Raw genomic sequence first — 19,689 nt, 5'->3', positions numbered from 1 at the left:
GATGACTTGCGTGCCTCATGATGTTGAGTCATCGTCAGGCGGTTGTTTCCCCTGTACTGGCTTTCCCTGAACATAGAGCCGTGTGATGTGCCGTATCGTTCCAAACTGCTTGTCGACGTTACGGCATCCGCTGCACATCAGTAAGTGAAGTTTTAACAGCAGTCGTTCGTTAAGCGTCAGTGGCCGGTCCTGATTTTCAGACAGCAGGCGTGTCGCCTGGTGACAGTTGAGCATCACGGCTTCTCCCTAAACCAGCGGCTATCCAGGCATTCGCGCAAGCGCATTCTGGCCCGGTATAGCATGACATTAAGATTACTCAGCGAGATATCGACGGCGCGGCAGACCTCATCGGATTCCAGTTCGATAAACTCCCGCATCATGAAGACGCGAGCCTGGGCGCCCGGCAGGTTATCCAGGCACGCCTCGAATACGCGCCAGAACTGATTCTCGAGCACGGCCTCATCGGGATTACCCCAGGCTCTGGGGCGCTCCGCACTCGGCCAGTGACCACTGCTATCGAACAGAGCGGCAAAGTCCTGTTCCTCTTCGTCGCTGCGTAACAAATTGCTCGCATCGGTGAGCCGTTGCTTATGCCGCAAGGTATCGGCAATTTTGTGCTTGAGAATGGCGAACACCCAGGTACGCAGCGCCGCTTGCCCGGTAAAGGCGGCGGCATTTTGCAAGGCTCCGGCCAGCGCTTCTTGCACTGAGTCTTCAGCCAGATGGGGATCCCCCAGTTGCAGTCGCGCAAAGCGCAACATCTGCTGGTGCAGCGCCGCCAGTGCTTGGTTATCGAGCTGTTGCAGGGCCTCTGCCGGCTGTCGGTCCCTGTTAGCGGCGCTGTTCTCTTGCATGGCGCGATCCTTATGCCAGTCGGTTCAGTGCATGATGAGGGTGAATGCGGGCTAAACCGCGATATTCACGGCACCGAATGCATTTTTTGTCTCAAAACGGCAAAAACATAGCACTTCTCGCTGGAGAACACACGCCGGGCACCAGCTGGCGTGTGTCGCCGGTGTTATCCCAGCAGGCGGACCCGGTAGCTGCGGCCCTTGATCTTGCCGTCGTTCAGGCGCTTGAGTGCGAGCTTGGCCTGGCTGCGGCGTACCGCGACGTAGGCAAACTGGTCCTGCACCTGGATCTTACCGACCTGATCGCCGTCTATCCCGCCGTCACCGGTCAGGGCGCCGAGGATGTCGCCGGGACGCAGTTTGTCCTTGCGCCCGCCGCCGATGGAGAGGGTGGCATATTCGGGTTGTACCGGGCGGAGCTGAGCCTCCAGGCTCTCCAAATCGCCCTGCGGCAGTGTGCTGCCGAGGTACTCTTCGATGACGGTAACGCGCTGTGCCTCATTCGCCTGATACAGACTCAGGGCCAGGCCTTGCTGGCCGGCGCGACCGGTCCGGCCGATACGGTGCACATGCACTTCCGGATCATAGGTCAGCTCGTAGTTGATCACGGCACCGAGCTCCTTGATATCCAGACCGCGGGCGGCGACATCGGTGGCCACCAGTATGGCCGCACTGCCGTTGGCAAACCGCACCAGCACTTGATCTCGATCGCGCTGCTCCAGATCGCCGTTGAGCGCCAGCGCCGAGAAGCCGCGTCCGGTCAGATAGTCAGTCACATCGTTGCAGGCGCGTTTGGTATTACAGAACACCACGCAGGAACCGGGCTGGTAGTGGCTCAACAGCCGAGCGAGTGCCTCGGGACGAGCACCCGGGGCTACTTCGAACAGCAGTTGCGCGATGGCATTCTCCTGATGCAGGGCTTCGACGCTGACCTCCACCGGCTGACGCTGCACGCCTCGGCTCATGTTGGCGATGCCCTCGGGGTAGGTGGCAGAGAACAGCAGGGTCTGGCGTTCACGCGGGGCAAAGCTGATGACTTGGTGGATGTCCTCGCCGAACCCCATGTCGAGCATGCGGTCGGCTTCATCCAGTACCAGCGTGCGCAGGCTTTCAAGACGCAGCGTGCCCTGTTGCAGATGCTTGAGCAGGCGACCTGGGGTGCCGACGGCAATATGCGCGCCGAAACCCAGACTGGCCGATTGCGGTGCGGTCGGTACACCGCCACACAGGGTCACCAGCTTGACGTTGGGCAGGCAGCGCGCCAGGCGGCGGATTTCGGTCGCCACCTGGTCGGCCAGCTCGCGTGTCGGACACAGCACCAGTGCCTGTACTTCCAGACGGCTGACATCCAGTGCCGCCAGCAGGCCGAGACCAAAGGCCGCGGTTTTGCCGCTGCCGGTCTTGGCCTTGGCGATCAGATCCTTGCCGGCCAGCACCAATGGCAGACTTTGTGCCTGGATCGGGGTCATCTGCTGATAGCCGAGGCTATCGAGGTTATCTTGCAGGGCAGCAGGCAACCCCAGTTGGGAAAAGTCGGTATGGTTCACGGCGGTCTCTCGCAGGGCCAAAACAGGGTGGCGAAGCATAGCAGAACTGGCGACAAAGCGCGCCGTTATTCCCGCACCTGGCTGCGGTGGAGCTCGTGTTGTCACTGAGGGCCGGGATAGGGAAGGGTATGCATCGACCACGGCGTCGCCATCGGGCGCAATTCGGCGCACTGGCTGACGCTTTTTCACGGCAGACGCGATTGGATTGCGCATAAATTGACCATTAACTTGGGTAAAAGGTAGCGATATAGGGGTGTTCAGAATCTGGAATCAGGATTAATATGCTGCCGCCCAATCCAAATAGTTCGGATGAAGGTAGCAGGAGAGTGATGGGAGACCATCCACCGAAGAAGTAAATCTTTCAGGTTCCGGGTAACCGGTGTGGACTGCTACTGGACGATACTCTGGAGAGACCCGTTTAATCGGGCGCCGAAGGAGCAAGGCTATCACCATGATAGCCGGAAACTCTCAGGCAAAAGGACAGAGGGGATGGGATGATTTTACCCGGGCTTGCCCGCATGATCCTCGCCTCTGTGCGCGCCTTGTCTATGGGAAGATCATCCTTCTCCTCCTTAATTTATATTGCTTAAGGAGGATGCATGTCATCAATTCAATCACTGTTGGAAACGCTGGACTCGCTGGTCTGGGGCCCACCCTTGCTTATCCTGCTGGTCGGTACCGGCATCTACCTCACGTTGCGGCTGGGTCTGCTGCAGATAGTGCGCCTGCCATTGGCGTTGCGGCTGGTATTTGGTCGTGATCAGGGCGAAGGCAAGGAAGGCGATGTCTCCAGTTTTGGTGCCCTGTGCACCGCCCTGTCTGCCACCATTGGCACAGGCAACATCGTCGGCGTAGCAACGGCCATCAAACTTGGCGGCCCGGGTGCGCTGTTCTGGATGTGGATGGCGGCCCTGTTTGGCATGGCGACTAAGTACGCCGAATGCCTGCTGGCAGTGAAGTACCGAGTCCAGGATGCCAACGGTCAGATGGCTGGCGGCCCGATGCATTATCTGGAGCGCGGGTTGGGATCGCCGTTGCTGGCCAAGCTGTTTGCGCTGTTTGGTGTTGGCGTGGCGTTTTTTGGCATCGGGACCTTCCCGCAGGTGAATGCCATTACCGATGCGATGACCATTTCATTCTCGGTGCCGCGCGAGGTGACTGCCGCCCTGCTGACGCTGTTGGTCGCCATGGTGACACTTGGCGGTCTCAATGCCATCGCCAACGTCTCGACCAAAATTGTGCCGTTCATGGCGCTGTTTTATATCGGCTCATGTCTGGCGGTGTTGTATGCCAATCTGGCGGATCTACCGACGGCGATAGCACTGGTGATCAGCAGTGCCTTTACTGGCTCGGCGGCCACCGGTGGCTTTGTGGGGGCCGGTATCATGCTGGCTATCCAGTCAGGTGTGGCGCGTGGGGTGTTCTCCAATGAATCAGGCCTGGGATCGGCACCGATAGCCGCGGCGGCAGCAAAAACCAATTCTTGTGTCGAACAAGGCCTGGTCTCGATGACGGGGACCTTTTTTGACACCATTGTCATCTGCACCATGACCGGACTGGTATTGGTGGTGACCGGTGCCTGGAGTAGTGCCGAGAGCGGAGCAGCCATGACCAGCCTCGCGTTCTCCCACGGACTCAATCCGCAGGTCGGGGTCTATCTGGTCAGCATCGGTCTGCTGTTTTTCGCCTTTACCACCATTCTGGGTTGGAACTATTACGGTGAACGTTGTGCCGAGTACCTGCTGGGTGTTAAAGCCATCAAACCGTATCGGGTTATCTACCTGCTGCTGGTGGCCAGTGGCGCCTTCTTGCACCTGGATATGATCTGGGTGCTGGCGGATATCGTGAACGGCTTGATGGCGGTCCCTAATCTGATCGGCCTCATTGGCTTGCGTCACGTCATCATCGACGAGACGCGAGCGTTCTTTGCCGCCCGCGATGCCGATGATCAGGAGCCTGATATCCAGCCTGCCTGAAGCCTATGCCGTCATCGCCACACTGACAATCCGCCCGGCAGAGCCGGGCGGATTGTTCGCTGGGCAACTTGGTATGAGTGCGGCTTAACGGCTAAATGCCAGCAGACTGGTCAGCACGACATTGATGCTGACCAGCCATCCCAACCAGGCCAACCGTTGGCGTTCGCCAAGTGCTTGCCGGTGGCGGGCGAACATCAGGCCGGGCCAGCCCCCAAGCAACGTCAACGCCGGTAGCAGTTTTTGCAGCTTCGTCAGATGGGGACTGAGCGCTGTGCTCTCCTTGCCGGGCTGCGCGAACAAGGCCAGCAGACTGGCCAACAGATAGAGGATCGGTAATAGCGCTGGCAGGCGATCGTACTGGATGCCCAGCAAGAGCAACACAAACCAGCTGATACAGCCCAGGGTCACCGGCAGCACGCTCGGACGTCGAACCTCCCTGCGCTGTTTCCAGTCATCCAGCAACCAGGCCTCACGTGCTTCTGGCCTGTGGATTTGATCGATATCCGCCTGATAAACCACAATATCGCCGTCCTGGGGAAGGCGCGAGAGCGATGCAAACGCATTGACGTTGAGGTAGACCCGTTGCGTGGCGCCATGAGGCTCAATGAAGCCATAACCACGCTCCTGGCTCCAATCGGTTATTCTGCCCTGAAAATGCATTGTCTTGTCCCTTTCGAAACCGTCTGAGTCCGCTTTGTGCGGCCGAGCTGCATGCCGGCCCGTCAAGGCCGGTCTGGATTGAGACCATTTTACTGTCTGTGGCTGCCAAGAAAATGATTTCTTGCTCAGGATGAGAGGTCTGTCCGGGCTTGAAAACGGCCATCAGCTGGGCCTCGTTCGGTAATCCTCGAAAACGTGAACTAAGCTGTCTGCAAAAGCTCATTTCATTGCGAGGGATGGCATGGACCGTATTCTTAGCGGCTTCCGGTTAACCACCTTGCTGGTCATCATCAGCATGTGTCCCATTTTGTATGCGCTGCTGGTTGGCAGTTATCTGATTGCCGGCCGCATGCAGGCCGTTACGCAAGGCGAAATGACCCTGACCCTGGTTGAGCAGTTGACCGTGCTGGATCAGGCGATGGACGCCAATGCCGTCGAGCGCGGCCTCAGCATGGGCTATCTTGCCAGCCGGGGCAGCAAGTTTGTGGATGAACTGCGTCAGGCAAGAGAGTCCAGCGACGAGGCATTGCGCCGCTTGAGTGCTGCGGATTTGTCTGGCGAACGCACTGGGGTGCTGGTCGCCTCGTTCAGGGCGCGTACCAGCTTGCGCCAGCAGGTGGATCAGCTAGATAAACGCGGCGTGTTTGATGGTTACAGCCGCATTAATCGCGATGCGCTCAATCAAGTGGCGGAATTGGTCTATCAGCTGTCGCCGATCGAAATCAGACAGCAGGGCATTGCCATCTATCGGCTGCTGGCGCTCAAAGAGCTGGCCGGACAGCAACGGGGTTTGGTCAATGGGCTCCTGGCCGCCGACAAGGCCGATGGTCAAGAGCAGGCTGCTTTGCTGATGTACCGGCAGCAGGAGCGTCAACTGCGTGATGAATTGCTCCTGCAGGGGTTACCTCCTGTCAAAACTGCCCTTGCTGACTGGCAGCAGGATAGTCGCTGGAAGCAGATAAACGACATCTTGCAAAGCGTTCAGCAAGCCGGACCCGGGCCCTTTGTCATCCCGGAACGCCAAGGCTGGTTTGCGCTGGCCAGCGGGCGTATTGCCGATATCCAGGCGGTCGTATCGCCGTTGCTGCAACAGATGGCCACTCACGCACAGCAGGTGTTGCATCGCGATCGCTGGATCGTTTGGGTGGCCTTGTTTCTGGCGATCAGCTCAACGCTGTTTCTGGTGGCCATCAATGTGTTGGTCATCAGATTCACCAGCCGTCGGGTATGGCGTATCGAGCGAACCCTGGCCGGTGCTGCAGAGCAGAATGATCTCTCGGTGCGGGTTGAGGTGATGGGACGGGATGAGCTGGCTCATATCAGTCACGCTGTGAACGGCTTACTAAGTGCCATGGGGCGCCTGCTGGTAGAGATACGGGGCCATGCCGCGGATGCCAGCCGCATTGCCAAAGTCGTCGATGATCTCAGCGCGGATGGACAGTCTCAGGCGCGTCAAACACATCAACACACCGATCAGATTGCAGCGGCGATTACTCAGATGGCACAGAGCAGTCTGGAGGTGGCGCGTCATACCCGTCAGGCTGCAGATAATACCGTCACGGTGCGCGAGTTGGGGGCCGAGAATCGACATAATCTAATCGCAGCGAATGCGGCTATTCGTCATCTTAGAGACGATGTTACGGCGACGCAGGATGACGTAGCCGTACTGGCCAGCAGCAGCCAGCAGATCGGCTCGATACTCGATACCATCCGCGCAATTTCAGAGCAGACCAATTTGCTGGCGCTGAATGCGGCGATTGAAGCCGCGCGTGCCGGTGAACAGGGACGGGGTTTTGCGGTGGTTGCAGACGAAGTGCGGTTGCTGGCCAGTCGAAGCCAGGGGGCGGTCGAAGAGATACAACAGATGATACTGCGACTGCAGCACAATGCCGCCCAAGCCATGGAGCGAATGCAAGCCAGTTCGCAGACGACGGCGCAGACAGTCAAACAGGTTGAGCAAGCGGAAGGGGCCATGAGCAACCTGTTTACCCACCTTGATGATCTGACGGCGATCATCGGCCAGATCGATGAGGCGGTAGGGGAACAAACTCAGGTTGCCCAGCAGATTAATCAGCAGGTGGAGCAGGTGGCCACCTTGGCAGACGGCACCCGACGCGTCGTAGAGCATTGCCACCAACAGACGGTCGAGCTCGATCAGATTGCCAATCAGATCCATGAAGAGCTCGCTCGCTTTCGCCTGACCTCGAGTGATTAGTGCCCTAGCATCTGCATGCAGCGAGCCGGCAGCGCGGGTAACGGGCTGGGTTTGGGATGGCTGGTTACCTCGGTGGGGCCATCAAACCAGCTGGCGACCTCTTGGCAACCATCACCCCAGGGGATCGGTTTTTGCGGTGTGCAGGCGAGGGCTCCCGCCGGGCAACGCAAACGCACATGAAAGTGTGCCCGGTGACCAAACCAGGGGCGAATCTTGCGTAACCATTGCCGGTCCCCTCGGCTCTGCTCACACAGTGCCTGCTTGATCGCCGGGTGAACAAAAATTCGGTCCACCTCCGGTGCCGATGCTGCCAGTTGCAACAATAAGGCCTGCTGTCGAGAGAAGGCTTTGCTGACGACACGGTTGTTCGCGGCGACCATATCCAGTGCCTGCGGTTGCTGCAGCTGCTTGTTTGACAGGCGAGGCTGGGCAAACCGGAACCAGAGGTCGGCATCCAGCCCGGATTGATGGCTGCGATGACCACTGCTAAAGGGGCCCCCCTTAATCATCGCCATATCGCCGATCAGCAACGGAGGCAGACCAGCCTTGCGCGCCGCACTTACCAGATGCTGCAGGTAGCGGATCAAATTGGGATGACCGTAGTGACGGCGATTTTGTGGTCGCAGCAGCTGATAATCAGGAGAATGGGCAGGCATGGCGACGCTGCCCTGCAGGCATCCTGCACTGTAAGAACCAATCGGGTCGGCAACACCCGGGGCTCGGGTGGTTTGTGCCGGCCAGGGATTACTCAGCACGGCGAGGAGCAGGAGAGAGTACATAGTGAGCTGTCCGCAGCTAACAGAAGGCGGCGTCTATTGGAGCGCTTTTTAGCGGTGACGACAAGGGTTGGCCGCCACCAAGCTGCGCTCATTCGATCGCAGCTTGATGCGGATCAATCGTCTGCTGCACACACCAGAATGACGATGGAGCGCGATTTGACCGGGTACACTCTATCAACCCGGACCAGCGCGCGGCCATGGGAGTTGATATCGTCTGGTGCCGGCAAGCCCGTATCGATCAGTCGCAACCAGCGGCCATTTGGATTGTTGGGCGGTACCGGCAACTCAATCTGCAGATCCTCCCAATAGGCATTGAAAAAGGCGTAGTAGTTGGCATGTTGTCCCACCGAATAGACCGTCAAGCCTAACGAATGTGACTCATCACCCCAGTCAGGAGAGTAGGGTTTGATGCCATGCCAGCAGATATCGGCTTTTTCCAGTGCCTCGGTCAGACTGATCAGCTCAGGGATGCTCTCTGAACGCATTGAACGGTAGCTGAGCAGCTCGCGGGTGAAGCGGAACATCTCGGCACCTTGTTGATTGCAGTGCCAGTTCATCCAGCTGATGCTGTTATCCTGACAGTAGGCGTTATTGTTGCCCTTTTGGCTGCGCAGACGTTCGTCACCCATCAGCAGCATGGGCGTACCGACAGACATCAGATTCAACAACATCAGGTTCTTGGCTTGCCGCAACCGCAGAGTGTTGATCTGGCGATCATCGGTTGGGCCTTCAACACCATGGTTCCAGCTGCGGTTATCATCCGTGCCATCACGGTTTTCCTCGCCGTTGTCGAGGTTATGTTTACGGTCATAGCTGACCAGATCCCACAGGGTGAAGCCATCGTGACAGGTGACGAAGTTCAGGCTCTTGTGAGGATCGGTATAGGGCGTGTTATAGATGTCCGGGCTGCCGATCAGCCGGCTGGCCAGCCGCGACACCATGCCATTTTCGCCACGAATAAAGGAACGCACATCGTCTCGGAAATGGCCATTCCATTCGCGCCAGCGCGCCCCGGCCATACGGCCAACCTGATACAGACCGCCGGCATCCCATGCTTCGGCAAAGATCTTGGTGTCGGCCAGATTGTAGTCGCTGTCAATCGCTAGCAGGGTGGGAGGATCATTCAGCGGGTGTCCATTCTTATCCCGTGACAGGATCGCTGCCAGATCGAAACGGAAGCCATCGACGTGCATCTCCTCTTTCCAGAAGCGCAGGCTGTCGGTGATCATCCGTTTGGTCATCGGGTGGGAGGCGTTGAGGGTATTGCCACAACCCGAGTAATTGGTATTGAAGTTACGGGTTTCGTCGAGGATGTAATAGGCCGAATTATCGATGCCGCGGTAACAAAGGGTCGGACCGTTGTCGTCGCCTTCGGCCGTGTGGTTGTAGACCACGTCGAGAATGACCTCGATATTGGCCTTGTGCAGGGCTTTAACCATGTCGCGAAATTCATCGAGGACACCGGTCAAACTCTGATCGGCTGCGTATTCGGCATGCGGAGCGAAAAAACCAATCGGGCTGTAGCCCCAGTAGTTGCTCTTGCCCGGACGGGCATCCTGGGGATCAAACTGGAAGATCGGCAGCAGTTCGACGGCCGTGACTCCCAACTCCTGCAAATAGGGGATCTTGTCGATGAGACCGGCATAGGTGCCGCGTTTGGCCGACTCCAGCCCTGAGCTGGGATCCTTGGTGAAACCGGCGACGTGCATCTCGTAGACGATGGAATCTGACATCGGATGCCGCGGTGCGCGGTCATCTTCCCAGTCATAGTTGCTCATGTCGATCACGACACTTTTGGCACAGCAACGCAGGTTGCTGCCCGGGCGGGCCGCGCGCTGCCGGTCATAGTTGTCCGGCAGTATGATGCGCTTGGCATAGGGATCGAGCAGTATCTTCTCCGGATCCCAACGGTTACCTGGCATGACGAGCAGTTGTGACGGGATACGCCAACCGTAGATCTGCCCCTCTTTGAGCCCTTCGACGTGAATATGCCAGTAGTAGCCGGAGCGGTGATGAGGGGCTGTGAGCCGGATGACCTCGGGACGGGTATCTTCCGGCCCGGAAAATAACAGCAGTTCCATCTCTTTGGCAAAGCGTCCCCAGATGGCGAAGTTGACACCATCGTGCTCCAGCACGGCGCCCAGCTGCCGGCAGTGTCCTGGGGTAATCGTCCATGTCTTGGCCATATAGAAACCCGATTGCAGTGATGACGTTATGCTCGTTATGGTACTGCAAATGCAGGTTAAGCCAACGCTCTGCACGAAAAAGGTAACGCTTTCTTGAGCTTTTCATCGATAAAAAAATCAGTTTGGATTCAAATGCATGCGATTTTGCGCATAGATTTACATAACTTGAGACGAATCACGCTCTGGCTGCGGAACTTTTAATTTGTTCAACAGCTCTAATTCAGCAATGGTTCAGGGATGAGAGAAACGATGAAACTGATAAAAACATGTGGTTGGGGGCTGGTCGCTTGTTGTGCGCTGTTGTCGGCATCGGCTCTGGCGGCACCCGCGCCGGTTAATTCGCCCTATGGCAGCTGGCGTCTGGTCGGTGCCTCGGTGAATGTTCCGCCCGCCTGTCGCCAATCACGACTGGAAATTGGCCAGGATCAGGTGCGTGTGATCAGCGGCAAACCAGAGGCGCCCCAGTTCTCTTTCCACAGCCAGATGGCGATGAGCCACAACGGCAACATCTATGTCATGCACCTGCGCAAGCCGGTCCATAACAGCCAGCCGGATTGTCAGGGCCATGCGGCTGGCGACATCGTGAAGCACTTCAACACGACCCGCTATCTGCAAGTTAGCGGGGACAGTCTGTTTCATTATCTGGGGCCAGATAGCAGCGGCGGCTATCTGCGTTATCAGCGCGTCGCATCCTCGGCTCGTGGAGTCAGCGCCCAATGAAGCCCACTGTCTGCGGCATGGGTAGCGGTACTTCGGTCGGCTTGCCATAGTGGCAGAAACAGTTTCTCCATGGCTCTGGCGCGAGCGACATCAAACAGTCTCGGCTCGGTGACGTCGCCATCCAGATGCGCCTTGACGGCCGCCATGACGCGGTAGTTGGCTTCCATCCACGGGTTGGTATGCACCGGCTCGCCTTGACTGATCGGGTGACCGTCCGCCAGCAGCGGCTCAAACCACCAGCCCCGTTCCGGCCGAAAGCCGCCTCTGAGCTGGTAGGCATTGGCCGTACCGACAATCGTCACATCAAAATGCAGACCCGGTTTTGGCCAATCGCAAAGCAGAATATCGAACAGGGCCCCCTGGCAGCGATACTGCACCGTCATGTTATTCCCCTGAGCTAACTGGACGGAGCAAAATTCGAAATCATCAAACAGGGTATACAGCAGCGAAAACGGGTGCACTACGTCCTCGGCGAACCATTCGACGGGGGTCTTGGGATAGGGCAGGTTGACGCCGACGACCAGGCATATCCGTGTCAGCGCTCCGAGCTGTCCGTCGTGAAGTTGTTGACGCAGCACGCTGGCGGCATCCAGAAAGGGAAATGGATAGCTGATGAAATGGTCCTTGGCCGTGAGTGCATCGAATGCATGCTGGTTGTCTGGCGTCAGGCCGAGCGGTTTTTCACACAAGACAGGGCGGGTCGCGAGACGCTGCAGGTAGCCCAAATGACTGGCGGTCGGGGTGGCGATGGTCACCCAATCACAATCGGCCAGGATCTCAAGGCTGGAGCCACTGTGCGCTATCTGCTCTTCAGCGGCAATGCGGGCGGCCAGCTCGGCATCGTGGGCCATCAGGGCCGTGACTTCACAGCCCGCTTTGCGCAATCCTGCGACATGGACCCGACCCCAGTTGGTACCAATGACCCCGGCTGTAGGGCGCTTGCTTGCCTTGTCCATCCGCTTTGACTCTCCATGGTGGATTCATTCAGGTTCTGTTGTGGCATCATCGCCACAAAAGGCCTGCGGTACAAGTGCCTGCCGGGATTATTGTTGAGCCTTGGCGGGCTGGGTGCGTGCAGTGTCCGAGCGAAAGAGCAACGAGAAACATGCGCCCCCCAGATCACTGGCCTGAATCGACATCTGGCCGCCGTAGGATTCCAGAATATCGCAGACCACGGCCAAGCCGATGCCTTGTCCCGGCTTCAGTGTGTCAATCCGGACGCCGCGCTGCAGTATCTGTTCGCGACGGTTGACGGGGACACCTGGTCCATCATCCTCGATACGGATCAATAGCCCCTCTGGCTGTTGCTCACAGCGTACCAGTACATATTCCAGGCAGTATTTGCAGGCATTTTCAATGATGTTGCCGACCATCTCTTGAAAGTCATTGCGGTCGCCATAGAAATGCAGATTGTCGGGGCAATCGAGCGTCAGGACGACCCCTTTGCGGTCATAGACTTTTTGCAGTGCCCGGCACAACGGGGCGATTAGGCTTTGCAGGTCATGTTGCTGGCGAATCAATCCCAGGTCGCGGCTGGCGGTCGCCCGGCGCAGGTAGTAGCCAATCTGCTGATCGATACGACTGACCTGCTCCAGCAACAGAGGTTCCTGTTCACGCATCAGGTCGGGGTGTTCGCGCAGGGTGTGAAAACTGGTTTGCAGCACCGCCAGGGGCGTCTTGATGCTGTGCGCCAAGTCGCCGAGGGAATGGCGGTAGCGCTCCACTTGACGCCGTTGCTGCTGCAACAACAAATTCAGGTTGTTGACGAGGCGACTGAGTTCGACCGGCGGAATGAAATCAAGCCGCTGGCCTTCACCTTTCTCCAGCTTGCTGACGGCTCGGGCCAGTCGGGCAATGGGCAACAGGCTCCAACGTGCGGCAATCCAGACCAGTGGCAACAGGATGAACAGGTTCAGCAGCGTCACATTGCGCAGCGTACGCCAGAAAAACGCATTTTCTTCGCGCTCCTGGGGCGTGGTATCGATTAAAACCAAACGCAGCGCCGGCTGATCGCCACGCGCCGGATAGTGTTTGACCAGTACGTAATAGCTAAACTCATCATGCCCCTGGAGTTGGGTAGCCGCAATCTCGACGCCTTCACTGTCCCGTGAGCCGGGCAACAGGGTGGTACTTTCGATTTCGTAGAGGCCGGGTTTATCGAGCCACTGGCTCTGCATCTTGGCAGCAAACTCGGGCAGCTCGCGCGAGCTCCATAACACGTTGTCGTCGTCGTCATAGGCCCAGAGGGCATAGATTCGACTGCGCAGATCGTTGCGAAACGGACGAAACAGCAGCTTGCCATTCTCGTCTTCGCTGAAGGCGGTGAAAAAATCGATCTCCCGCTCCATCCACTCGCTGGCATACCGCGCCTGCAGGCTGTTTTGCACATAGATGGCAAACACGCCGTAGGCAAACGAGATGATCAGCAAACCCACTGCGGTGCCTGCGATAAAACGCAGCCGCAGCGAGCGTAAAGACCATGTCATGCGGCGATCTCGAAGCGATAGCCCTGTCCCCGAACCGTGTGGATCGGGTCATCGAATCGCTCCTGCTGCAGTTTGCGGCGCAGTCGGCCCATCAGCACATCGATGGTATGGGTCTCGCGCAGCTCGGCATCGGCATACAGTTGATACATCAGGGTCTCTTTGCTGACGACTTCGCCGGCGCGTCGCATCAGGTATTCCAGGATCTGGTATTCGAATGCGGTCAATTTGACCAGATCGCCATCGACTTTCAGCTCCTTGCGGCTCAGATCCAGCAGATATGGGCCCATCTGCACTTGCGAGCTGGCCAGACCGCTGGCGCGACGCACCAGCGCGTTGATGCGCGCCACGAGTTCTTCCATCTGGAACGGCTTGGTCAGATAGTCATCGGCGCCAACTTCGAGGCCGCGAACCTTCTCTTCCCAGGCATCGCGCGCGGTCAGGATCATGATGGGGAAGGTCACCTGGCGCTCCCGCCAGCGGCGGATCAGGCTGATGCCATCCTCATCCGGCAGTCCCAGATCGACGATGGCCAGATCCAGTTCATGTTCGTGACAAAAATAGTCGGCTTCCTTGGCATCTTGAGCGCTGTCAACCAGATGTCCCAACTCCTGCAGTTGTACCGAGAGGTGGTGACGCAACAGAAGATTGTCTTCAACCAGCAAAATTCGCATAGGTAGGTACAATGTTCAAATACTCCGTGACGACATGATAACAGCGGTTCTAATGCTCGGCGATGCCGATTCGACGATTCTCGTTTGTGGCTGCCGCTATTTTACTCCTGGCAGGTGAACCTTGAGTAAACGAGGGCGTGGTTGCAGCGAAAACAGATTGGGATAACATGAGTCATCCGGGTCACGGATTTCGACAAAGGAGCAACAAGATGTTGAAAGAGTTCAAGGAATTTGCAATGCGCGGCAATGTCGTCGACATGGCTGTCGGTATCGTTATCGGTGCAGCGTTTGGCGGTATTGTCAAAAGTCTGGTCGATGATGTACTGATGCCGCCGATTGGTCTGTTGCTCGGTGGTGTGGACTTCTCCGATTTTTTCCTGGTGCTCAAGGAAGGGGCTAAGGCCGCATCACCGTATCACACGCTGGCCGATGCCAAGGCGGCAGGGGCGGTGACGTTGAACGTCGGTCTGTTTGTCAACGCGGTGATCAGCTTCACCATAGTGGCGTTTGCACTGTTTCTGGTGGTCAAGGCGATGAATAAACTGCGCCAGGAACAGCCGGCTGCACCGGTTGAGGTGACCACCAAGACGTGCCAGTTCTGCTGTAGCGAAGTGTCCGTCAAGGCAACGCGTTGTCCCCATTGCACATCGCAGTTATGAGGTGACAGGTGTTGCGAGCACGGTTAAGCAAACTTTGCTGTGTCATTGGCCTGTTTGGTCTGACTGCTTGCAGCGAGCCGCATCCGTCCTCGGGGCCAAGCAACGGCCCCGAACAGGTTGCCAACAGGTTCTATCGTATTCTGCTGGCAGAGCCGTTCGGCGGTTTGCCCACCCAGGAGCAGTTGCGCCCCTACCGTGCCGTGCTGCACCAGGAGCTGATTCGTCGCCTGGAGGAGGCATATGCCGCCGAGCAGCACTACCTGGCTACCGCCAACGAAGCGGTTCCGCCTCTGGTCGAAGGAAGCCTGTTTGGCTCGCTGTTCGAGGGGGTAACGGATTTCCAGGTGGAAAGGTGCCAGAACGCACGTCGGACCAGTCGTTGTCTGGTCACCTTGATCTACGACAAGCAAGGAGAACGAGTGGAGTGGCAGGATGAGCTCCATTTGCGCCAAGGTCGATTGGGCTGGCAAATCAGCAATCTGACTTATGGTGGCAAATGGGATTTTGCGCCCAGCGGTACGCTGCAGCAGCGGCTCGATGCCGTCATTGCGCAAAATCAGATCATCGAACAGGGAACCGTCAGCCATGCCTCATCGACTGCACCCTGATGCAGCTTATTTTGCATGACAGGGGCCTTGTTGGCCCCTTTTCTTTCTTTGGAGTCTTCTTTGTGAATCAACTGTCTAAGCTTACCTGTGCACTTTTTCTCTCTTCATCTGTGATCCCGGCTCTGGCTCAGGAGGAGCATGCTCATTGGGGGTATGCTGGCGATATTGCACCGGCCAAGTGGGGCCAACTCAGCGATGAGTATGCCGTCTGCGGTAGCGGCAAAAATCAGGCTCCCGTCGATATTCAGTCGGTGGTCAAGGCCGGTTTGCCAGCCTTGCCGGTTGCCTATCAGACCGGAGGGGAGCAAATCCTGAACAATGGCCACACCATTCAGGTGGTCTACCAGCAGGGTAGCCATGTCAGCATCGATGGCCGCGATTTCATGCTCAAGCAGTTCCATTTCCACGCTCCGAGCGAAAACAGGATCAATGGCCAAGCCTATCCACTGGAACTGCATCTGGTGCATGCCGACCAGGATGGCAACCTGGCCGTCGTCGGGCTGATGTTTGAAGAGGGGGCCGCCAACGCCTTGCTGGCGACGCTCTGGGCGCAGATGCCGGCCAAGGCCGGCACGACAGTGGCCCTGAACCCTGCAGTGAATGTGGCAGATCTGCTTCCCACCGACAGACATTACTACCGCTTTGCCGGCTCGTTGACCACGCCCCCGTGCAGCGAGGGCGTGCGCTGGCTGGTTCTTAAACACCCGATGACGGCATCTAAAGAGCAAATTGCCCAATTTGCCCAGTTGATGGGGCACCCGAATAACCGTCCGCTGCAGCCGTTGGGCGCACGTCAAATTGTCGAATAACCGATAGTTATTCCGGCTTGGTCGTCAAGCGCACTTGTGTAAAGAAAGGTGAGGGCGCTTGACGGCCGCTATGACAAGGCATATTTTGCGCCGTTTAATTTGCACCGATGATCGCAGCCATGGCGGTCACGTCATAACTCAAGCACGATGATAATACCGAGAGGCCCGCATGCTGCGGAATACCTGTATCCATGGGGTACTGGACACCGATTTCTATAAATTGACTATGTTGCAGGCCTACCTGCAGCAGGTCCCGAACCATTCGTCTGAGTGGGTGTTTCACTGCCGTAACAACGAGGATCTGACTCCATACCTGGAGTTGCTGCGTGAAGAGCTGGCGGGTCTTGCGCAGATGCGTCTCGAGCTGCCGGCACTGCGTGAACTATCCCGCAGCTGTCCACAATTCTCCCCTGATTTTCTCGAGTACCTGTACCGTTTTCGTTTCGACCCTTCGTTGGTGGAGGCGCGGATCCAGGCCGGCAAGCTCACCATTCGTGCGCGCGGGCCACTTTGTCAGACCTCGATGCTGGAAATACCGATTTTATCGACCCTCAGCGAGCTGCGTAACAGCATGCGTTATCCTGAGGTTGATGCGGCCGTCATCGAGCGCGTCACCATGGCGCGCATTGCCGAGCTGGAGCGTCTGGGCGATGATACCGATCTGGATGGTTTCCGCTTTGCTGATTTTGGTACCCGTCGGCGTTTCAGTTTTGCCGCCCAACAACAGGTGCTCGCACTGCTCAAGCAGCATCTGCCGCGTCAGTTACTGGGCACCAGTAACCCGCTGTTGGCCCAGCAGTTTGGCTTGCCGCTGGTCGGTACCATGGGACACGAGTGGCTGCAGTCATTCCAAGCGCTGGATGGCCCGTTGGCCGCCAGTCAGCACACGGCACTGCGTCGCTGGCTTGAGGTCTATCCCAAGGCGCGGAACGTGGCGTTGACCGATGTGATTGGCCGGGATGCTTTTTGTCGCGATCTGGATTTTACGCTGGCAAATCAATACAGTGGCTTCCGACATGACAGCGGTGACCCGATAGTCTGGGGCGAAGCCATGCTGGCGCGGCTGGAGTCGCTGGGGATTGACCCCCTGAGCAAGCATCTGGTGTTTTCCGATGGTCTGGACTTTCAGCGTGCTGTCGCCCTGTATCGTCATTTTCGCGGCCGTACCCAGTGTGATTTTGGTATCGGAACCTGGTTAACGGGTGATTTCGGCCTTAACCGGCCATTGAACAGTGTCATGAAGATGGTGCGTTTCAACGGCCGCTCCGTGGCAAAAATATCGGATACGCCGGCAAAGAATCTCTGCCGCGATCCCCAGTTTATGCAGCAACTGATGGACGCTTTCGCGGTAAACGCCGGCGTACGTCAACAGATCATGAGCCAGCTGACCGGATAGAGGGCTGGCCTCGAGGAGAGCCATTCCTGATGCGTCAAACCCTGACTCTGGCTACGGCCTGTATCAATACCACCCCTCTGGATCTGGACGGCAACCTGGCGTTGATACGCCAAGCCGTCGATGCGGCCGCTACGATGGGCGCCGATCTGCTCTTGTGCCCGGAATTGTCGCTGACCGGTTACGGCTGCGAAGACATGTTTTTTGTCGCCGACTGGCTGGATGCGTTGCCGGCACAGGTCGCCGCCTTGGCCGATGAGCTGCCGGAACATATGCTGCTGGCTATCGGGCTGCCGTTGCACTTTCCCGGCGGACAGGTGTTCAATGCGGTTGCCCTCTTGTCACGAGGCCAGATCCATGGCCTGGTGTGCAAACAGCATCTGGCGCGCAACGGCATCCATTATGAACCGCGCTGGTTCACGCCGTGGCCAGCAGGACACGTTACCCAACTGAGCTATGCCGGACGCGAATTGCCGGTGGGCGATCTGGTGTTCGATGTCAGCGGTGTGCGCCTTGGGTTTGAGATCTGTGAAGACTCCTGGGTGGCCTCCCGCCCCGGGCGCACGCTCTTCGAGCGCCAGGTCGATGTCATCCTCAATCCCTCAGCCAGCCACTTTGCACTGGGTAAACAGCAGCAACGCAGCCAGTTTGTGCGTGAAGGCTCGCGTGCGTATGGTGCCGTGTATGCCTATACCAATCTGCTCGGCTGTGAAGCCGGGCGGGCCGTCTATGACGGGGATGCGATGGTTGCCAGCAATGGCGAGCTGGTGATGATCGGTGAGCGGCTGAGCTTTTCGCCACTGAAAGTGTACAGCGCCACGGTCGATCTGCAGATCAACCGGGCACAGCGGCTGATCAGTAGCCAACCTATGCTTCCTGGCCATGCAGACGGCATTGCCAGCGTCGACTTTGTCTGGGCTGGCGAGCCCTATCTGCGGGCGTTGTCTGCACCGTGCACGCTACCGGCCGAGGATGAACACGCCGAGGCGTGCCGGGCCGTAGCGCTCGGGCTGTGGGATTGGCAACGCAAGACGTGGACTGGAGGCTACGCACTGAGTCTGTCCGGCGGGGCGGATTCGGCATTGTGCGGTGCTCTGGTGTTCTTTGCCCAGGTGCAGGCCTATGCCTCTCTCGGTGAGTCGGCTTACCTCGCGCAGCTGGCCAAGGGACGTTTTGAGATCGGCGCGCGTGGCGTAGACGAAGCGCCGTTGTTGTGGCTAAAACGAGCCGTGATGCCGCAGATTTTAACCACCCTCTATCAGGGCTCTGAATACAGCGGCAGCGTGACCCGTGATGCTGCGGCGGGGTTGGCGGCTGGAATTGGCTCGCAACACCATGCCTGGTCAATCGCTCCGCTGATTGACGGATATCTGCAACTGGCGAATGCCCTGACGCCGGACGACCCGCTGAACTGGCAGCGCGACGATCTGGCGTTGCAAAATATCCAGGCTCGGGTACGAGCGCCGGGGATCTGGCTGCTGGCCAATCGTGGCAACAAGCTGCTGATCGCCACCTCCAACCTCTCCGAAGCCAGTGTCGGCTACTGCACCATGGATGGAGATACCTCGGGTGTCTTGTCGCCGATCGGGGGCATCAGCAAGTCACGGGTGCTGCAGATCAACCGTTATATCCTCGAGCAGGGGATCCCGTTGCAACAAGGCGAGGTGCTCGGTATCGCTCGGCTGGCGCTGGCGGAGATGGCCGCCATCGTCAATCAGGCACCAACGGCGGAGTTGCGCCCGGTTGAGCAGACCGATGAAGCGGACCTGATGCCATTCCCGGTACTGGATGCCATTCGACGCATCAGTCAGACCCAGCATCTGACCCCCAAGGGCGTGCTCCAGCAGTTGCTGCGCAGTCCGTTTGCCCAGCAGTATTCAGTGGCGACACTGACCGGGTGGTTGCGACGTTACTACGGTCTTTATTGTCGGAATCAGTGGAAACGCGAGCGGATTGCGGTCAGTTTCCACATCGAAGCCGACAGTGCCGACCCCAAGACCTACCGCCGTTTTCCGGTGATATCCAGCCAGCTCAAGCGGGAGTTGGACGAAATGGATGCCTTTGCCGCAAGCCTCTAGCGTGTGCGGCAGCCCCTTGCCGGCCGCGGTCAGGCAAGGGGCACTGGCGTC

The 19,689-nt window shown here is 58.1% G+C and carries 17 protein-coding genes and 2 riboswitches; of the genes, 8 read left to right on the top strand and 9 right to left on the bottom strand.

Translation table 11 applies throughout. The features are described 5' to 3' along the window. Nucleotides 1–15: 15 nt before the first annotated feature. The 3 genes from ACFOSS_RS12840 to dbpA form a co-directional block, all read right to left on the bottom strand. Complete coding sequence (locus tag ACFOSS_RS12840) at nt 16–234, bottom strand: anti-sigma factor family protein (RefSeq protein WP_377153119.1); 219 nt, start codon at nt 232–234, stop codon at nt 16–18. Then, complete coding sequence (locus tag ACFOSS_RS12835) at nt 234–854, bottom strand: RNA polymerase factor sigma-70 (protein WP_377153117.1); 621 nt, start codon at nt 852–854, stop codon at nt 234–236. The genes ACFOSS_RS12840 and ACFOSS_RS12835 overlap by 1 nt, the downstream gene beginning before the upstream one ends. Nucleotides 855–1,018: 164 nt before the next feature. Next, on the bottom strand, nt 1,019–2,398 hold the full coding sequence (gene dbpA / locus ACFOSS_RS12830; protein ID WP_377153115.1) for an ATP-dependent RNA helicase DbpA: 1,380 nt from the start codon (nt 2,396–2,398) through the stop codon (nt 1,019–1,021). A gap of 309 nt (nt 2,399–2,707) precedes the next feature. Then, nucleotides 2,708–2,787: riboswitch (glycine riboswitch) on the top strand. Nucleotides 2,788–2,792: 5 nt separating this feature from the next. Continuing rightward, nucleotides 2,793–2,892, top strand: a riboswitch (glycine riboswitch). A 105-nt stretch (nt 2,893–2,997) separates the two neighbouring features. Between dbpA and ACFOSS_RS12825 the strand changes: the two genes are divergently transcribed. Beyond that, a complete protein-coding gene (locus ACFOSS_RS12825; protein ID WP_377153113.1) occupies nt 2,998–4,374 on the top strand; it encodes an alanine/glycine:cation symporter family protein in 1,377 nt (458 codons plus the stop codon). An 84-nt stretch (nt 4,375–4,458) separates the two neighbouring features. Here the strand turns inward: ACFOSS_RS12825 and ACFOSS_RS12820 are convergent, their stop codons facing one another. Next, on the bottom strand, nt 4,459–5,034 hold the full coding sequence (locus ACFOSS_RS12820; RefSeq protein WP_377153111.1) for a cold-shock protein: 576 nt from the start codon (nt 5,032–5,034) through the stop codon (nt 4,459–4,461). Between the two features lie 241 nt (nt 5,035–5,275). Between ACFOSS_RS12820 and ACFOSS_RS12815 the strand changes: the two genes are divergently transcribed. After that, complete coding sequence (locus tag ACFOSS_RS12815; RefSeq protein WP_377153109.1) at nt 5,276–7,249, top strand: methyl-accepting chemotaxis protein; 1,974 nt, start codon at nt 5,276–5,278, stop codon at nt 7,247–7,249. Here the strand turns inward: ACFOSS_RS12815 and mepA are convergent. Then, on the bottom strand, nt 7,246–8,028 hold the full coding sequence (gene mepA / locus ACFOSS_RS12810) for a penicillin-insensitive murein endopeptidase (RefSeq protein ID WP_377153107.1): 783 nt from the start codon (nt 8,026–8,028) through the stop codon (nt 7,246–7,248). The two genes, ACFOSS_RS12815 and mepA, sit on opposite strands and share 4 nt — an antisense overlap. Before the next feature lie 113 nt (nt 8,029–8,141). After that, on the bottom strand, nt 8,142–10,214 hold the full coding sequence (gene glgX / locus ACFOSS_RS12805) for a glycogen debranching protein GlgX (RefSeq protein WP_377153105.1): 2,073 nt from the start codon (nt 10,212–10,214) through the stop codon (nt 8,142–8,144). 249 nt (nt 10,215–10,463) lie between these two features. Here glgX and ACFOSS_RS12800 point away from each other — a divergent pair, with 249 nt between their 5' ends. Further along, the gene (locus ACFOSS_RS12800; RefSeq protein WP_377153103.1) at nt 10,464–10,934 is read left to right on the top strand and encodes a hypothetical protein; all 471 of its coding nucleotides are present in this window, start codon (nt 10,464–10,466) and stop codon (nt 10,932–10,934) included. Here ACFOSS_RS12800 and ACFOSS_RS12795 read toward each other — a convergent pair. The 3 genes from ACFOSS_RS12795 to phoP all read right to left on the bottom strand — a co-directional run bounded on the left by ACFOSS_RS12795 (nt 10,892) and on the right by phoP (nt 14,091). Next, a complete protein-coding gene (locus ACFOSS_RS12795; protein WP_377153101.1) occupies nt 10,892–11,890 on the bottom strand; it encodes a Gfo/Idh/MocA family protein in 999 nt (332 codons plus the stop codon). The genes ACFOSS_RS12800 and ACFOSS_RS12795 overlap by 43 nt on opposite strands. 87 nt (nt 11,891–11,977) lie before the next feature. Beyond that, the gene (locus tag ACFOSS_RS12790) at nt 11,978–13,420 is read right to left on the bottom strand and encodes an ATP-binding protein (RefSeq protein ID WP_377153099.1); all 1,443 of its coding nucleotides are present in this window, start codon (nt 13,418–13,420) and stop codon (nt 11,978–11,980) included. After that, the gene (gene phoP / locus ACFOSS_RS12785; protein ID WP_377153097.1) at nt 13,417–14,091 is read right to left on the bottom strand and encodes a two-component system response regulator PhoP; all 675 of its coding nucleotides are present in this window, start codon (nt 14,089–14,091) and stop codon (nt 13,417–13,419) included. Before phoP ends, ACFOSS_RS12790 begins: the two co-directional genes overlap by 4 nt. 209 nt (nt 14,092–14,300) lie before the next feature. Between phoP and mscL the strand changes: the two genes are divergently transcribed. The 5 genes from mscL (at nt 14,301) to ACFOSS_RS12760 (ending at nt 19,638) form a co-directional block, all read left to right on the top strand. Continuing rightward, nucleotides 14,301–14,750: a large-conductance mechanosensitive channel protein MscL gene (gene mscL / locus ACFOSS_RS12780; protein WP_377153094.1), complete on the top strand. Its 450-nt coding sequence runs from the start codon at nt 14,301–14,303 to the stop codon at nt 14,748–14,750. Nucleotides 14,751–14,758: 8 nt separating this feature from the next. Then, entirely contained in the window at nt 14,759–15,358 is a 600-nt protein-coding gene (locus ACFOSS_RS12775; RefSeq protein ID WP_377153091.1) for a hypothetical protein, read from the top strand. 62 nt (nt 15,359–15,420) lie between these two features. Continuing rightward, nucleotides 15,421–16,167, top strand: coding sequence for a carbonic anhydrase (locus ACFOSS_RS12770; RefSeq protein ID WP_377153089.1), 747 nt, complete (start codon nt 15,421–15,423; stop codon nt 16,165–16,167). 169 nt (nt 16,168–16,336) lie between these two features. Next, nucleotides 16,337–17,563, top strand: a complete 1,227-nt coding sequence (gene pncB, locus ACFOSS_RS12765; protein WP_377153087.1) for a nicotinate phosphoribosyltransferase — start codon at nt 16,337–16,339, stop codon at nt 17,561–17,563. Nucleotides 17,564–17,592: 29 nt separating this feature from the next. Further along, a complete protein-coding gene (locus ACFOSS_RS12760; RefSeq protein ID WP_377153085.1) occupies nt 17,593–19,638 on the top strand; it encodes a nitrilase-related carbon-nitrogen hydrolase in 2,046 nt (681 codons plus the stop codon). Nucleotides 19,639–19,689: the final 51 nt, after the last annotated feature.

The organism is Pseudaeromonas sharmana (genome assembly GCF_042649925.1).
In the GTDB taxonomy this organism is placed as follows: domain Bacteria; phylum Pseudomonadota; class Gammaproteobacteria; order Enterobacterales; family Aeromonadaceae; genus Pseudaeromonas; species Pseudaeromonas sharmana.
The sequence above is the reverse complement of the archived record's forward strand: the minus strand, read 5'-3'. Positions and strand labels throughout refer to the sequence as shown.

Bases quoted from the DNA above. Each gene is read 5' to 3' on its own strand.
- ACFOSS_RS12840 (WP_377153119.1), bottom strand. From the start codon at position 234: ATGCTCAACTGTCACCAGGCGACACGCCTGCTGTCTGAAAATCAGGAC.
- ACFOSS_RS12835 (WP_377153117.1), bottom strand. From the start codon at position 854: ATGCAAGAGAACAGCGCCGCTAACAGGGACCGACAGCCGGCAGAGGCC.
- ACFOSS_RS12825 (WP_377153113.1), top strand. From the start codon at position 2,998: ATGTCATCAATTCAATCACTGTTGGAAACGCTGGACTCGCTGGTCTGG.
- ACFOSS_RS12820 (WP_377153111.1), bottom strand. From the start codon at position 5,034: ATGCATTTTCAGGGCAGAATAACCGATTGGAGCCAGGAGCGTGGTTAT.
- ACFOSS_RS12815 (WP_377153109.1), top strand. From the start codon at position 5,276: ATGGACCGTATTCTTAGCGGCTTCCGGTTAACCACCTTGCTGGTCATC.
- mepA (WP_377153107.1), bottom strand. From the start codon at position 8,028: ATGTACTCTCTCCTGCTCCTCGCCGTGCTGAGTAATCCCTGGCCGGCA.
- glgX (WP_377153105.1), bottom strand. From the start codon at position 10,214: ATGGCCAAGACATGGACGATTACCCCAGGACACTGCCGGCAGCTGGGC.
- ACFOSS_RS12800 (WP_377153103.1), top strand. From the start codon at position 10,464: ATGAAACTGATAAAAACATGTGGTTGGGGGCTGGTCGCTTGTTGTGCG.
- ACFOSS_RS12795 (WP_377153101.1), bottom strand. From the start codon at position 11,890: ATGGACAAGGCAAGCAAGCGCCCTACAGCCGGGGTCATTGGTACCAAC.
- ACFOSS_RS12790 (WP_377153099.1), bottom strand. From the start codon at position 13,420: ATGACATGGTCTTTACGCTCGCTGCGGCTGCGTTTTATCGCAGGCACC.
- phoP (WP_377153097.1), bottom strand. From the start codon at position 14,091: ATGCGAATTTTGCTGGTTGAAGACAATCTTCTGTTGCGTCACCACCTC.
- mscL (WP_377153094.1), top strand. From the start codon at position 14,301: ATGTTGAAAGAGTTCAAGGAATTTGCAATGCGCGGCAATGTCGTCGAC.
- pncB (WP_377153087.1), top strand. From the start codon at position 16,337: ATGCTGCGGAATACCTGTATCCATGGGGTACTGGACACCGATTTCTAT.
- ACFOSS_RS12760 (WP_377153085.1), top strand. From the start codon at position 17,593: ATGCGTCAAACCCTGACTCTGGCTACGGCCTGTATCAATACCACCCCT.